This window comes from Paraburkholderia susongensis (assembly GCF_900177725.1).
Taxonomy (GTDB): domain Bacteria; phylum Pseudomonadota; class Gammaproteobacteria; order Burkholderiales; family Burkholderiaceae; genus Paraburkholderia; species Paraburkholderia susongensis.
On record NZ_FXAT01000004.1, the window covers coordinates 503,417 to 518,527 of the forward strand.

Consider the following 15,111-nt stretch of genomic DNA (forward strand, 5'->3'; position numbering starts at 1 on the left):
CCAGCCCCGGGGCCGATCATCCTGCATCGGCCCGCGAGTCCGCTTCAGCGTCGATCAACCTCAACCCGTCAACCTCAACCCGTATTGCGCAACCCCGCCGCAATCCCGTTGATGCTCAAATGAATCCCGCGCCGCACGCGCGCATTCGCGTCGCCCGCGCGGTAACGCTTGAGCAGTTCCACCTGCAGGTGATTGAGCGGATCGAGATACGGGAAGCGGTTCTTGATCGAGCGCGCGAGCAGCGGATTCTCCGCGAGCCGCTCGTTCTTGCCCGTGATCTCCGACAGCACCTTCGACGTGCGCTCCCATTCCGCGACGATGCGCTCGAACACGTGCTTGCGCAGCTTCTTGTCCGTGACGAGCGCCGCGTAGCGCGACGCGACCGCGAGGTCGGTCTTCGCGAGCACCATGTCCATGTTCGAGAGCAGGTTCGAAAAGAACGGCCACGTCTTGTGCATTTTCTTCAGGAGCGTGAGACGGCGCGCTCGCTCGGCGTCGCTCGGCGCGCTGTCGAGATGCGCGGCGACCGCGCTGCCGAAGCCGTACCAGCCTGTCAGCAGCAGGCGGCATTGGCCCCACGAGAAGCCCCAGGGGATCGCGCGCAGATCCTCGATCTTGCGTTGCTTCGGGTCCTGCAGCTTGCGCGACGCGGGCCGGCTGCCGATGTTGAGTTCGGCGATCTCCGCGATCGGCGTCGACTCGAAGAAATACTCCTTGAAGCCCGGCGTTTCGTAGACGAGCGCGCGATACGCGGCCATCGCCGTGTCGGAGAGCTGCTGCATCGTTTCCTCGAACGCGGGCAGCTCGGCGGGCGCATTGCCGTGGGGCAGCAGCGACGCTTCGAGCGTCGCGGCCACCACCGTTTCGAGGTTGCGCCGGCCGATGTCCGGATTGGCGAACTTGCTCGCGATCACTTCGCCCTGCTCGGTCAAGCGGATCTGGCCGTCGACGGTGCCGGGCGGCTGCGACAGGATGGCCTGATAGGTCGGGCCGCCGCCGCGTCCGACGGTGCCGCCGCGTCCGTGGAACAGGCGCAGCGTCACGCCGCGTTCGTTGAAGAGCGAGACGAGCGCGAGTTCGGCGCGATACAGCTCCCAGTTCGAGGTGAGGAAGCCGCCGTCCTTGTTGCTGTCCGAGTAGCCGAGCATCACTTCCTGCTCGTTGCCCTGGTGCTCGATCAGCGCGCCGACGCCGGGCAGCGCGATCAGATCGCGCATGATGTGCGGCGCGTTGCGCAGATCGGGGATCGTCTCGAAGAGCGGAATCACCATCAGGCCCGCGTGCGCCGGATCGTGCTCGTCGCCGAGACGCCCGCGCAGGAGGCCGGTTTCTTTCTGCAGCAGCATCACCTCGACCAGATCGCTGACGGTCTCCGTGTGCGAAATGATGTAGTTGCGCACCGCGCGCGCGCCGAATTTCTCGCGCGTGACGCGCGCTTCCTCGAGCACGCCGAGTTCGCTCTTCACGAGATCGGAGTACTCGGCGTACGGCACGCGCAACGGGCGCGGCTGCGCGAGTTCGGCGAGCAGTACGTCGAGCTTGTCCGCTTCGGACAGGGCCGCGTAGTCCGCTTCGACGCCCGCGCGCTTGAGCAGCTCGGCGATCACCGCCTCGTGGATGTCGGAGCTTTGCCGCAGGTCGATGCTCGCGAGATGGAAGCCGAACACCTCGGCGGCGCGCGCGAGGGGAGCGAGGCGCGGAGCCGCGAGCGGTGCGCCGTGATGCTCGGCGAGCGAATCGATCAGCACGTGCAGGTCGCGCACGAATTCGTCGGCATTCGCATACGGCGTCGCGCGGATCAGCGGTGCGCCGCGGCCCGCGCTGCGCACCGGCACGCTGCCTTCGCCGAGGCGCACGCGCGCGCTCGCCGCGAGCCGCGTGTACATGCCGATCAGCGCGCGGCGGTACGGCTCGTCGGTGCGATGCGGCGACTGGTCCGGCGAGGCGGCTGCGAGTTCCTTCAACGCATCGCTCGCGCCGGCGAGCAGGTTCGACACCGACAGTTCCGCGCCGAGCTTATGCACCTGCTCCATGTAGTGCTCGAAGATCACCGCGGCCTGACGCGTGATCGCGTTTTCGAGCGTTTCGGCCGTGACGTTCGGGTTGCCGTCGCGATCGCCGCCGATCCAACTGCCCATCTGGAAGAACGGCGGCAGCCGCGCTTCGAGGCCGTGCTCCTTGAGCGCATCTTCGATGTCGGCGTAGAGCGCGGGGATTTCCTCGAGGAAGGTGGCGCGATAGAACGACAGCGCGTTCTCGATTTCATCGGCGACGGTGAGGCGCGCGTCGCGCAGCATGCGCGTCTGCCATAGCGACGTGACGCGCGCGCGCAGCATCGCTTCGTTGTGTGCGCGCTCGCGGTGGGTGAGCGGCTGGTCGCGCTCGGCGAGCAGCCGCGCGATGTCGTGCTGCGCGTCGAGAATGCTCTTGCGCTGCACTTCGGTCGGGTGCGCGGTCAGCACCGGCATGATGAGCGCGTCGTTGAAGAACTGCTGCAGCACCGGCGTCGCGGCCGCACCGGCCGTGGCGAGCCGCTCGAGCGCATAGGCGATCGTGCCGGGCTGCGAGGCCGAGCCCGCGAGCGCGTGAATCCGGTGACGGCGGTTGCGATGGCGGTCCTCGGCGATATTCGCGAGGTGCGAGAAGTAGCTGAACGCGCGCACGACGCTCACGGTCTGCTCGGGCGTGAGCGTGCGCAGCTTCTTGTCGAGCGTCTGCGCGGCGGCGCTGTCGTCCTCGCGGCGAAAACGCACGGCGGTCTGACGGATCGTTTCGACGACGTCGAACACCGCGTCGCCTTCCTGCTCGCGCAGCACGTCGCCGAGCAGACGCCCGAGATAGCGGATGTCCTGGAAGAGCGGATGGTCCTTGTTCTCGCGTGCGCGAGCGGTGCCTTTTACGGCGGGAGCGGGTGCGTTTTGCTCCACGGCTTGCAGCTTCGGTGTTTTCGCCGCGCGCGGCGCGGCGGTGTCGCTCGCGACGGCCTGCGTTTTCGCGCCAGCGGCGGCGTTTGCGGCCTTGGCCGGTTTGCGCGCGTTGGCGGAGCTTGCGGCCGCTTCAGCCTTGCCGGTTTTAACAGTCTTCACCGTTTTTTCCGCTTTGACGGGCACGGCGGCTCGAGCGGCCTTGGGCGCCTTGGCGGCCTGAGCGGCGAGGGCGCGTTGGCCCATGCGTTTTTCCGTGCGTTTATCAGCGCGTTGGCCGGATGCCGATGTCACGCCGTGGGCGGCAGAGTCGGTGAAGGCGGCGCAGGCCGCGGAAGCGCCGGGCGCCGCGGCATCGGCCGGGCGAACGTTGGGCGAGGCAGTGTTGCGGCGGGCAGGGCGCGCCGATCCGGAAGACGTCACGATGGGTTTCCTCAGGGAAGCCAGGGTCTGTTGAGTGATGAACTGCTACTGCGGAACTGCGACCAGAATTTGCAACGTGGACTGCAAGCAACATGGAACTGCGTGCAACAGCGAGCAACAAGGACAGCGAGCAACGTGAACAGCGAGAACAGGGACTGCGAACGACACTGCAAATAGAGCGGCGAAGCGGCACTGCAAATAGAACTGCAAAGCGGGGCAGCCAAAGCGGAACGGCAAAACAGAACCGCAAAGCGAACCGTGCGCAATGAGCCGCATGAGCGTTGCCGACGGCGCGACACCGACGCTGGAGAAAGGGGCCAACGGGACCACAAGGCCGCATTGAACATGCGGCGCGTGCCGGCATCGCACGTTACGCCGCATTGCATCATCCCGCATGCCGCCGCGTGGTGCGCGAACGACCGTGCGCGACGAGCGGCAATGGGGCGCGCGCACCTGCCGCGCGAAGCCCGTCTCCTCCATCGATACCGCGCCAGCACGGCGCTCCGCCGTGCCCCGGAACACCAAGGCGCAAGCAAGGGCGCGTGCTAACATTGATTGTTATTACATCCCGAGATCCAATCAGCAAGCTAATGAATACCGAGACGTTTGCCACGCCACCCCACACGCTTGTGATTGCGTCGCGAGAGAGCCGCCTCGCCATGTGGCAGGCGGAGCATGTGCGATGTGCGCTGCACAAATTATATCCATCTTGTGACGTAAAAATCCTCGGAATGACGACACGCGGCGATCAGATTCTCGATCGCACGCTCTCGAAGGTCGGCGGCAAGGGTCTCTTCGTGAAGGAACTCGAAGCCGCGCTCGCCGATGGCCGCGCCGACCTCGCGGTGCATTCGCTGAAGGACGTGCCGATGGAGCTGCCCGCGGGCTTCGCGCTGTCCACGATCATGGAGCGCGAGGATCCGCGCGACGCACTGGTCTCCAATCAATATGATTCGCTCGCCGCGCTGCCGGCCGGCGCCGTGGTCGGCACCTCGAGCCTGCGCCGCGAGGCGATGCTGCGCATGCGTTATCCGCATCTCGACGTGCGGCCGTTGCGCGGCAATCTCGACACGCGGCTCGCCAAGCTCGATCGCGGCGATTACGCGGCGATCATCCTGGCCGCGGCCGGGCTCAAGCGTCTCGGTCTCGGCGCGCGCATCCGCGCGCTGCTCGATCCGCAGGACAGCTTGCCCGCCGCGGGGCAGGGCGCGCTCGGCATCGAGATTCGCGCCGATCGCGCAGACCTCGCCGCCTGGCTCGCGCCGCTGCATCATCAACACACGGCGTCGGCCGTCGAAGCCGAGCGCACGGTGTCGCGCGCGCTCGGCGGCAGTTGCGAGGTGCCGCTCGCCGCTTACGCGAGCTGGCACGACGGCGCGCTGCATCTGCGCGGCGTCGTGGCGACGCCCGACGGCCAGCGCGTGCTGAGCGCGCAGGCATCGGCGCCCGCGCCGAACCTCGAACGCGCGCTCGCGCTGGGGCAGGAAGTCGCGAACGCGCTCACCCAGCAGGGCGCGCTCGACATCGTCCGCGCGCTCAGCACCGCCAGCGGTCCGGCAGCGGCGCAGAACGCCGCGGGCGGCGCGGCGGCGGCCGACTGATGGCCGCCGTCACGCCGGAGAAGGCGCCCTTCACGGCCGTGATTACACGGCCGGCCGGTCAGTCGGGCGAGCTCGTCGGGCAGCTCGAAGCGGCCGGCCTCGCGACGTTCGAATTCCCGCTGATCGACATCGCTCCAGTTATCGACGACGCGCCGTTGCGCGCCGCGCTCACCTCGCTCGAACGCTATGCGCTCGTCGTGTTCGTCTCGCCGAACGCGGTCGATCAGGCGTTTGCGCACCATGACGACATCTGGCCGCACGCGCTGCCGATCGGCGTGGTCGGCCCGGGCAGCGTGCAGGCGCTCGCGCGTCACGGCGTCGGCGCGCCCGAGCATCGCGTCATCAGCCCAGCATCGGGCGCCGACGACGAATCAACGAGCTTCAACTCCGAGGGTCTCTTCGCCGCAATCGACACGCAGCTCGGCACAGCGGCCCTCGAAGGCAAGCGCGTCCTGATCGTGCGCGGCGACGGCGGCCGCGAATGGCTCGCGGACCGCCTGCGCGAAGCGGGCGCGGAGGTCGAGGCGGTCGCCGCGTACCGGCGCATCGTGCCGGAGCCGTCGATCGGCGGCTGGGCGCGCGTGCACGAACTGCTCGCCGGCGCGCCGCACGCGTGGCTTCTGACGAGTTCCGAAGGCGTGCGCAACCTGCAGGAACTCGCGCAGGATCACCTGACCGCGGACGAGATCGCGCAGCTCAAACACGCGCCGCTCGTCGCGCCTCATCCCCGTATCGCGCAGACCGCGCGGGCATTGGGTTTTGATAGGATTACGGTGTCCGGCGCGGGCGACGAGCGCATTGTCCGTGCTCTCGTCGCCATTGCCGCCGTGGCTCCTGTCGTCCAACCGGTATCGACCAACCCGGCTCAATCACGCATGACTGAAACGAACGCATCCACGCACGCTTCACCCCAGCCGTCCGCAACCGCTCCGTTGCCGCCGAATCAACCCTTCACGCCGTACGAAGCGCAAAAGCGCCGTAGCATGAGCGGACCGCTGCTGTGGTTTGTCGTCGTGATTCTCGCGTGTGCGCTCGGCGTGGGCGGCTTCGCGATGAACCGCAAGCTCGTGCGCACCGAGCAGGAGCTCACTCAGCGTCAGCAGGCGAACGACACGCAGACCAACGAGTTGCGCATCAAGGTCGACCAGGCGCTCGCCACCGTGCATCAGGCGGACTCGCAGGTCGCGCAGTTCGAAGGCAAGCTCGCCGATGCGCAGACCGCGCAGCAGGCGCTGCAACAGCAATACGCCGATCTCGCGCGCAATCGCGACGACTGGACGCTCGCCGAAGTCGGGCAGATGCTGTCGGCCGCGAGCCAGCAGTTGCAGCTCACCGGCAACACGCAGCTCGCGCTCTTCGCGCTGCAAAGCGCGGACACGCGCCTCGCCGCGTCGGACAGCCCGCAGGCGCTCGCGGTGCGCAAGGCGATCGCGCAGGACATCGACAAGCTGAAGGCCGCGCCGTCCACCGATCTCACCGGTCTCGCGATCAAGCTCGACAACGCGATCGACCACGTCTCGAGCCTGCCGCTGTCGGGTGAAGCGCCGATCCCGCATGCAACGCCGCACGCGGCCACGTGGGCCGACACCGCGAAGGTGGCCGCGGCCACCGGCAAGCCGCGCTGGGAAGTGTGGCTCGAAGAGGTCACGCACGGCATCGGCGATCAACTGACGAGCCTCGTGCAGGTGCGCCGTATTGACAACGCCGACGCGATGCTCACGTCGCCCGACCAGGGTTACTTCGTGCGCGAGAACCTGAAGCTGCGCCTGCTGTCGGCGCGTCTCGCGCTGCTCTCGCGCAACCAGGTCACGCTGAAGTCCGACCTGCAGGCGGCCCAAGCGGCGCTCACGCGCTACTTCGACGGTTCGTCGAAAGAGACGCAGACGGTCATCGATCTGGTCAGGCAGGTGGACGCCGGCTCGGCCGCGGTCGCACTGCCGAATCTCGACATGAGCCTGCAGGCCGTCAATCAATACCGGAATCGAGGTTAATCATGGCGATCCGGGGACTTCTTTGGTTCGCACTGCTGTTCGTGATCGCGGTGGTGATCGCGGTGGGCGGCCGCTTCGATGCGGGGCAGATACTGCTGGTCTATCCGCCGTACCGTGTCGACATGTCGCTGAATCTGTTCATCGTCGCGCTGGTGGTGCTGTTCATCCTGCTGTATGCGCTCATGCGCATCATCCGCAACATCTGGCGCATGCCGCAGCGCGTCGCCGCTTACCGCGCGCGCTCGCGTGTCGCGAAGGCGCACGCCGCGCTGCGCGAGGCGATCGGCAACCTGTACGCGGGGCGTTTCTCGCGCGCGGAAAAAGCCGCGAAAGATGCGCTCGCGAACGGCGACAACAAGGGCGCGGCCGGCCTGATCGCGGCGAGCGCCGCGCATCGCATGCATGAATACGCGCGGCGCGACGAGTGGCTTTCGCAGATCGACGAAGCCGACTGGCAGGACGCGCGCCTGATGGCGACCGCCGACATGCGCGCCGACGGCCGCGACGCGGATGGCGCGCTCGCCGCGCTCACCGAAATGCAGTCGCAGGGCGGGCGGCGCATTCACGCGCAGCAGATCATGCTGCGCGCGCAGCAGCAACTGAAGAACTGGGGCGAAGTGCTCAAGCTGGTCAAGACACTCGAAAAGCGCGAGGCGATTCATCCGGCGGTCGCGGTGCGGTTGCGCCAACTGGCGGCGGAGAATCTGCTGCGCGATCGTCGTCATAACGCCGACGCGCTGCTCGAACTGTGGAACTCGCTGTCGGCCACCGAGCGTCATTCGCCGCGTCTCGCCGATCTCGCCGCCGAACTGCTCGTCGCGCTGAACCGTCAGCAGGACGCGCGCAAGATCGTCGAGGAAGCGCTCGCGCAGAACTGGGACGCGCGTTTGCTGCGCCGCTACCCGGACACGGCCGGTGACGATGCGCTGCCGCTGATCCAGAAGGCCGAGGCATGGCAGAAGGATCGTCCGGAGGACGCGGACCTGATGTTCACGCTCGGCCGCCTGTGCCTGCATCAGCAGTTGTGGGGCAAGGCGCAGTCGTTCCTCGAACGCGCGCTGAAGCTTGCCGATAACGAGACGCTGAAGATCCGCTCGCATCGCGCGCTTGCGCGCTTGCACGAGCAGCTCGGCGATACCGAGAAGGCGAGCCAGCATTATCGTGAGAGTGCGTTGGCGATGAATGTGACGTGAGGGCGGGGCGGCAGGTGATTTCCGCCACGCGGCGTGAAATCACTAGCTGCTGGGTCACGTGTCGATTCATGCACCAGTAGACGCACCGAAATTCTGAATCATTCCGCTAATGGCCGCAGCTGCATGCTGCGGCCATTTCTTTTTCTGTGCCTTGATTGGCGCAGGTCGCTCCTTCAATTCTCGTGATCGTTTCGGCCGGGTTTTGCGCCTGAGCGTGATCATCGGCGTGCCATTCACGTAACGAGTTGTGAGGCGGCGTCATCGATGCCAGCAGCAATGACTCGCGACCAGAATCCCTGGAATAGGTCACACCACGTGGCCACCTGTTACACTCGGTAATTCCGCGAGGCGTCCCAGTAACCCGGCGATCGTGCCAGGGCTGTATGGTTCACGGTTGATATCACGAGCGAAAGCATTCCCATGAATGCAATGACGAGCAAAGAAGTCGCTCGTCTGGCGTTTGATTTCGCTTTTCAAACCTCACCGGCCATAGGGGACCCCCTTTGACACAGCTCAGCCTTGGGCTCACCACGGCGTTGCTACGCACGCTCGCCGTACTTCCGTACAAATTCGTCGCAAAGCTCGGGATGGTTATCGGCATTGCGTTGTACGTGCTTCCGAGCCGCCGCAAGCATATCGTCCTCGTGAACTTGCGCCTTTGCTTCCCCGAGAAGACAAGCCGCGAACATCAGACGCTCGCGAGAGCTCATTTCGGCCATGTTGTTCGCAGCTATCTCGAACGCGGCATTCAGTGGTTTGGCAGTGCGCAGTCGATCCGCGATATTGTCCAGATCGAGAGCAAGATCGATCTCTATGACGATGAAGCCCCGCCTACCATCTTCATGGGTTTTCACTTCGTGGGCATTGAGGTTGGCTGCATGCTCTATTCGACGTACCTCCCCGTCGCCTCGCTGTATACACGTATGTCGAACACAGCCATGTGCGACCTGGCTAAACGGCAACGTGGCAGATTCGGCGCTGAGATGATCGAGCGCGCGACAAGTGCCAGAAAGATCGTGGGATTGTTGCGCTCGGGCAAACCGGTCATGCTCGCGGCGGATATGGACCACGGCATTGACAACTCTGTTTTTGTCCCTTTCTTCGGCGTTCCCGCCTGCACGCTCACCGCCGTTTCGCGGCTCGCGAGACTGGGGCGCGCGCGGGTTGTTCCCTTCGTGACCGAGGTGCTGCCGAATTATGAAGGGTATAAGTTGACGATTTTCGAGCCGCTCGCGGACTTCCCATCGGGCAGCGATGAGATCGACGCGCGCCACATGAATGCGTTCCTCGAGGAACAGGTCGCCAAGTTTCCCGAGCAGTATTACTGGGTGCATCGACGTTTCAAGCACCGGCCAGAGGGTATGGCATCGGTATATTGAACGGTTCGCCTGGTGTTGCGCCTGGTGTTCGTGCGTCTGCTAACCCCGGTGAATCGCCGTCAACATGTCGTGTACGCCGAAAGTCATCAACGAGAGAAACACCAGCAGTCCCAGGTAATAGAACGCATAGGTATACTTCACCGAGGCCGCCACTTCGTAGTAGCGGACATTTTCCGGGGCGCGTGGGTCGTAGTTCCACGCCCGCTTTAACTGCGGCAGCGCGAGAATTGCCATCACTATCAGGAGCGGGCTGGGACGGTACAGAAACAGAGCAATCAACACCGGAACCCCGGCAAACCAGATGCGTGGCGACAGGACCGCTGTTATCCTGCCACCGTCGAACGGCGACAGCGGAATCAGATTGAAGAGGTTGAGGAAGAATCCCGCGTAAGAAAGAACCAGGAGCAAACTGTTATCGGTATGACGCGCGGCGAAGTAGCAAGCGAGCGCAGCCACCGTACCCAACAGCGGTCCCGCCAAACCGACATAGGCTTCCGTCTCGGCGTCATGTGGCAATTCTTTGAGCTGAATCCACGCGCCCACGAATGGCACGAACGTCGGCAAACTCACGTCAAGGCCGCGCCGACGCGCCGCGAGGTAATGCCCGCCTTCGTGGACGAATAGCAGCACGACGAAGCCGGCCGCAAATCGCCAGCCGTAAAACGCGGCATACACCGCGATCGACAACAACATTGAGCCAGAGCTCATCAGCACCTTGCCCAGCTTCAGGCCGCCGAGCAGCAACAGGAGTAATTTTCCCATGACGAACGTTAGTGAGGCTCCTGGCGGCCCTTTGCGCCCGAAGATGCCACCTTGCGTTTGCTAAAGCGCCTTGTCACGGCGGCCACAACGAGCGAGATGGCTACACCCAGCTTTGTGAATTTCGCCAGAAACGCGAGGAGCACAGCGATCAGGCCCAGCTTTTTTGCCGCGACGCCGACAACCAGCGCGGCAAGGCCGTACTCGGCGACCCGGTCGGTGAACTTGTCGAAATCTGCGTATCGCTTGCCGGGCACATAGTCGATGTCCTCGAGCAACGCATTTGCGATGGATTTGTCGGCCGCAAAGGAGCTGAGACTTGAGGCCAATGTCAGTTCAAGGTGGCCGTCGCGGCCCAGCGCCACTGTCTGGTAGTTCACCGCCCGATGTGCGGCATCGTCGGGGTCCGCTTTTCTTTTCACGACGGCTCCCCACACCAGACGATGTGTCGCGGCGTCGTAGGTGGGTGCCTCTGCCCAACCGAGTACCTTGAGTTCAGCGAAGCCGTGCGCTTTTCGCGAGGCGTTGGATTGATCTGTATTTTCGGAGATCCTCCGCAGCATGTCGTCGGCTTTCCAGTGTTGCGCGTCATCGTCTCGCACATAGCCGTCTTTTATGAACGTGACGATGGCAACCCACTTGGCGTTCTCCTCGTCCGGAACGATCATGCCGACGAGTTTCTTGTCATCGACCGTCTGCCCCATTGATCGCATCAGGCGAGCCGCGGCGGATGCGGGCACAAACTTGTCACCCGCTGGGAGTTCGAGCGTCGCCTCATCGAAGAGCGGGATATGGCGCGGGCCAGGCAAAGCCGCTTTATCGAACTCCTCGGAAGCTGCCTTGAACTCCGTTTTGGCAGCGTCGGTTTGGGTATTTGCCAAAGAAGCAGATGACACGACGAAGAGACAAACCCCGAGTCTAATAATCGTTTTCACAGTTTCTCTTTATAAACGTAATTGTGATTTGTGTTCGTTCGCCCCTTTATGGGCTGGGGCAACCCCTCATCATCTATTAACCATCTTCGCCGGCACACTAATCGCAAGTAGCCCGCCGAGAATCATAAACGCAGCCAGCATATACATCCCCGAATCATTGGCCGCAGTCGCCTGCTTCAACCACCCCACCGCATAAGGACTGAGAAACCCCGCCAGATTCCCGATGGAGTTAATCATCGCGATCCCCGCCGCCGCGCCGGTCCCCGCAAGAATCGCCGTCGGCAAACTCCAGAACAGCGGCAGCGTAGTAAGAATCCCCATCGTGGCGAGCGTAAGCGAAGCCATTGCCAACACGGTGTTATGCGCCCACACGACGGAAAGCACGAGACCGACCGCCCCCGCAAAGGCTGGCAACGCAATATGCCAGCGCCGCTCGCGCGAGCGATCAGCACTACGCGCGACGAACACCATCGCGACCACGGCCGCCGCGAACGGGATCGCGGAGAGCAACCCGATCATGAAAGCGTCGGTGACACCCGTCGCCTTGATAATCGTCGGCAACCAGAAGCTCACCCCATAAAGCCCCATCACGAACGAAAAGTACGTGAGGCTCAGCATCAGCACACGCCCGCTCGTGAGCACCTGGCGAATCGGCATGTCGTGCTTGGTCGCTTCTTCCGCGGAGACCTGGCTTTCGAGCAGTTGCTGTTCTTCCTTCGTGAGCCACTTCGCCTTCGAGATGCGGTCGTCCAGCATCACGAACACGATGACCCCGACGATCACCGAAGGAATCCCTTCGAGCAGGAACAGCCACTGCCAGCCGTGCCAGCCGTTCATGCCGTTGAAGCTCTTGAGTATATAGCCCGACACCGGCCCGCCGATCACGCCGGACAACGCGATTGCCGTCATGAACCACGTGGTCATGCGGCCGCGCCGGTGCGCCGGATACCAGTATGTGAGATACAGGATGATGCCGGGGAAGAAGCCCGCTTCGGCGAGACCGAGCAGGAAGCGCATCACGTAGAACATCGTCGGCGTGGTGACGAACATCGTCAGCATCGAAATGATGCCCCACGAGATCATGATCCGCGCGATCCACACGCGCGCGCCGACCTTGTGCAGGATCACGTTGCTCGGCACTTCGAAGATGAAATAGCCGATGAAGAAAATCCCCGCGCCGAAGCCGTACACGGCGTCGCTCAGGCCGAGGTCGGTGCTCATCTGCAGCTTCGCGAAGCCGACGTTCACGCGGTCCAGATACGCGACCACGTAGCAGAGCATCAGCAACGGCGCGAGCCGCCACGTGACCTTGCGGTAGGTCGCCTCTTCGAACGAGGAAGGCGGCGCACCCGCGCCGGGATGGTGGAGCGGATCTGCGGGACTAGCCATGGTGTCTCCTCTTTTCTTGTGGAAATGAAGTACCGCCGTCGAGCGATTCTAGCCGTGCCCAGTGATTTGCACGACGAATCGATATTGGGGGAAAACACTGACTGCATAAGCGCACCTGCGACGACGCGCCTACCCGCAACGCGCCGTCGGATCGCGCACCTCTCCGGTTCGCCGCTACACGCAGCGTCCGCCATCCACTTCAAGGCACACGCCGGTAATGAACTCCGCTTCGTCCGAAGCGAGATAGAGCGCCGCATTGGCGATATCCTGCGGCGTCGAGAAGCGTCCGAGCGGAATGCCGGCGAGAAAGCGCTGGCGATTCTGCGGCGTATCTTCGACACCCATGAATTCGGAGACGAGCGCCGTCTCGCCGATCACCGGATTCACGCAGTTCACACGAATGCGGTCGGGCCCAAGCTCGGCGGCGAGCGACTTGCTCGCGATGATCACCGCGCCCTTGCTGCCGTTGTACCAGACAAGCCCCGGGCGCGGCCGCACGCCCGCCGTCGACGCGATATTGATGAAGCCGCCGCCGCCTTGCTCGCGGAAATACGGCACGAACTCCTGCACGCTCCAGTAGATGCTCTTCACGTTCACCGCGTAGACGCGGTCGAATTCGGCCTCCGTCACTTCGAGTACCGGCTTGTTGCGATGCGTGGTGCCCGCATTGTTGACGACGATCTGCACGCTGCCGAAGTCTCCGAGCGCGGCCTCGCGCAGCGTGCGCCAGTCGTCACGCAGCGTGACGTTGCCGGGCACCGCGATCGCCTTGCCGCCCGCCAGCGCGATCTCGCTCGCGACACGTTCGGCCGCCGGACCGTTGAGGTCGTTGACCACGACGTTCGCGCCTTCGCGCGCAAAGGTCTTCGCGATGCCTTCCCCGAAACCCGAGCCGCCGCCCGTGACGATGGCTGTTTTACCTGTCAACCGCATGATGTCTCCGTTGTTGGTTGTAGTGGATAGCAATGCGTTGTCGCGTCGAACCCGCGAGCCGCGGTGTGGCCTGGCTCTACCGCCGCCTAGCCATGGCGAATCGCAATCGTCTTCAGCACCGTGAAACCGTACAGCGCCTCGAAGCCTTTCTCGCGCCCGTGCCCCGAATGCTTGACGCCGCCGAACGGCAACTCGACCCCACCGCCCGCGCCGTAGTTGTTGATGAACACCTGGCCCGAGCGCACGCGCCGCGCGAGCCGCATCTGGCGCGCCCCGTCGCGCGTCCAGATACCGGCGACGAGCCCGTACTGCGTGCCGTTCGCGAGTGAGAGCGCTTCGTCTTCGTCGCGAAACGGCATCGCGGCGAGCACCGGGCCGAACACTTCGTCGCGCGCGAGGCGGTGGCTCGCGGGCACGTCGCGCAGCAAGGTGGGAGCCTGATAGAAGCCGCTTTCGGGCGCTTCGGGAACCACTTCGCCGTGCGCGGCCATCGCGATGCCGTCGTGGTGGGCGTCGGAGAGGAAGTCCCACACGCGCTGCTGCTGTTTCGCGCTGATGAGCGGCCCGCAGTCGAGATCGGCCTGCGAAGGGCCGACGCGCAGCGCCTGGAACGCGCTGCCGAGCCTGTCGAGCAGCGGCTCGTAGATGGCCTGGTCGATCAGCACGCGGCTGCCCGCCGAGCAGGTTTGCCCGGCGTTCTGCACGATCGCGGAGACGAGCACCGGCAGCGCCGCGTCGAGATCGGCGTCGGCGAAGACGATTTGCGGCGACTTGCCGCCGAGTTCGAGCGTGACCGGCACATGGTTTTCGGCGGCCATCTGTGTGACGAGCTTGCCGGTTTCGGGCGAACCCGTGAACGACACGTGATTGATACCCGGATGACGCGCGAGCGCGGCGCCTGCTTCGTGCCCGTAGCCGGTCACGATGTTGAGCGCGCCGGGCGGCAGGCCGGCCTCGGCGGCGAGTTCGGCGACGCGCAGCACGGAGAGGCACGCGTCTTCGGCCGGCTTGACGACGCACGCGTTGCCGGCCGCGAGCGCCGCGCCGGCGCTGCGCCCGAAAATCTGCATCGGATAGTTCCACGGCACGATGTGGCCGGTCACGCCGTGCGGCTCGCGGATCGTCAGCACCGTATAGCCGGACTGGTAGGGGAGCGTTTCGCCGTGCAGCTTGTCGGCGGCGCCTGCGTAGAACTCGAAATAGCGGGCGAGGGCGGCGGCGTCGGCGCGCGCCTGCTTGAGCGGCTTGCCGGTGTCGCGCGCTTCGAGCTGCGCGAGGTCCTCCTGGCGCGCGGCCACGAGCAGCGACAGGCGGTACAGCACGCGGCCGCGCTCGGCGGCGCTCGCGGCGCCCCACGCGCCTTCGAACGCGCGGCGCGCGGCGTGCACCGCGGCGTCGATGTCGGCCGCGGTGCCGCGCGCGATGCGCGTGAACGGCTGGCCGTCCGACGGATCGAGCACGGCGATCGTCTCGCCGCCGGAAGCGGCGCACCATTCGCCGCTGATGAAATGCCGGGCTTCTTCCATGCAGGCTCCTTGAAGGTGACGCGCGGCTGGCGTGCGGCCGCGCGAGGCCAGACGATTA

At 64.9% G+C, this 15,111-nt stretch carries 12 protein-coding genes; 5 read left to right on the plus strand and 7 right to left on the minus strand.

Annotated features, from left to right (window positions below; all coding sequences use genetic code 11):
- Nucleotides 1-74: 74 nt before the first annotated feature.
- Nucleotides 75-3,170: a phosphoenolpyruvate carboxylase gene (gene ppc, locus B9Z01_RS15145; RefSeq protein ID WP_244196024.1), complete on the minus strand. Its 3,096-nt coding sequence runs from the start codon at nucleotides 3,168-3,170 to the stop codon at nucleotides 75-77.
- Here ppc and B9Z01_RS36230 point away from each other — a divergent pair.
- The 4 genes from B9Z01_RS36230 (at nucleotide 3,169) to B9Z01_RS15160 (ending at nucleotide 8,132) form a co-directional block, all read left to right on the plus strand.
- Nucleotides 3,169-3,381, plus strand: a complete 213-nt coding sequence (locus B9Z01_RS36230) for a hypothetical protein (protein ID WP_244196025.1) — start codon at nucleotides 3,169-3,171, stop codon at nucleotides 3,379-3,381. The two genes, ppc and B9Z01_RS36230, sit on opposite strands and share 2 nt — an antisense overlap.
- Before the next feature lie 556 nt (nucleotides 3,382-3,937).
- Nucleotides 3,938-4,948, plus strand: coding sequence for a hydroxymethylbilane synthase (gene hemC / locus B9Z01_RS15150; protein ID WP_085484340.1), 1,011 nt, complete (start codon nucleotides 3,938-3,940; stop codon nucleotides 4,946-4,948).
- Nucleotides 4,948-6,939: a fused uroporphyrinogen-III synthase HemD/membrane protein HemX gene (hemDX, locus tag B9Z01_RS15155; protein WP_085484342.1), complete on the plus strand. Its 1,992-nt coding sequence runs from the start codon at nucleotides 4,948-4,950 to the stop codon at nucleotides 6,937-6,939. The genes hemC and hemDX overlap by 1 nt, the downstream gene beginning before the upstream one ends.
- 2 nt (nucleotides 6,940-6,941) lie before the next feature.
- Nucleotides 6,942-8,132, plus strand: a complete 1,191-nt coding sequence (locus B9Z01_RS15160) for a heme biosynthesis protein HemY (protein ID WP_085484344.1) — start codon at nucleotides 6,942-6,944, stop codon at nucleotides 8,130-8,132.
- 106 nt (nucleotides 8,133-8,238) lie between these two features.
- Here B9Z01_RS15160 and B9Z01_RS35865 read toward each other — a convergent pair whose 3' ends face one another.
- The gene (locus tag B9Z01_RS35865; RefSeq protein WP_208626006.1) at nucleotides 8,239-8,442 is read right to left on the minus strand and encodes a hypothetical protein; all 204 of its coding nucleotides are present in this window, start codon (nucleotides 8,440-8,442) and stop codon (nucleotides 8,239-8,241) included.
- A 193-nt stretch (nucleotides 8,443-8,635) separates the two neighbouring features.
- Between B9Z01_RS35865 and B9Z01_RS15165 the strand changes: the two genes are divergently transcribed.
- Nucleotides 8,636-9,511 (plus strand): lipid A biosynthesis lauroyl acyltransferase, encoded by an 876-nt coding sequence (locus B9Z01_RS15165; protein ID WP_085484346.1) that lies wholly within the window; start codon nucleotides 8,636-8,638, stop codon nucleotides 9,509-9,511.
- Between the two features lie 39 nt (nucleotides 9,512-9,550).
- Here the strand turns inward: B9Z01_RS15165 and B9Z01_RS15170 are convergent, their stop codons facing one another.
- The 5 genes from B9Z01_RS15170 to B9Z01_RS15190 form a co-directional block, all read right to left on the minus strand.
- Nucleotides 9,551-10,273 (minus strand): site-2 protease family protein, encoded by a 723-nt coding sequence (locus B9Z01_RS15170; protein WP_085484348.1) that lies wholly within the window; start codon nucleotides 10,271-10,273, stop codon nucleotides 9,551-9,553.
- An 8-nt stretch (nucleotides 10,274-10,281) separates the two neighbouring features.
- Nucleotides 10,282-11,205 carry a DUF2167 domain-containing protein gene (locus tag B9Z01_RS15175; RefSeq protein ID WP_085484350.1) on the minus strand — a complete coding sequence of 308 codons (924 nt, stop codon included), beginning with the start codon at nucleotides 11,203-11,205 and terminating at the stop codon, nucleotides 10,282-10,284.
- 69 nt (nucleotides 11,206-11,274) lie between these two features.
- A complete protein-coding gene (locus B9Z01_RS15180; protein WP_085484352.1) occupies nucleotides 11,275-12,594 on the minus strand; it encodes an MFS transporter in 1,320 nt (439 codons plus the stop codon).
- 174 nt (nucleotides 12,595-12,768) lie between these two features.
- A complete protein-coding gene (locus B9Z01_RS15185) occupies nucleotides 12,769-13,527 on the minus strand; it encodes an SDR family oxidoreductase (RefSeq protein WP_085484354.1) in 759 nt (252 codons plus the stop codon).
- 86 nt (nucleotides 13,528-13,613) lie between these two features.
- Nucleotides 13,614-15,053 carry an aldehyde dehydrogenase family protein gene (locus B9Z01_RS15190; protein WP_085484355.1) on the minus strand — a complete coding sequence of 480 codons (1,440 nt, stop codon included), beginning with the start codon at nucleotides 15,051-15,053 and terminating at the stop codon, nucleotides 13,614-13,616.
- Nucleotides 15,054-15,111: the final 58 nt, after the last annotated feature.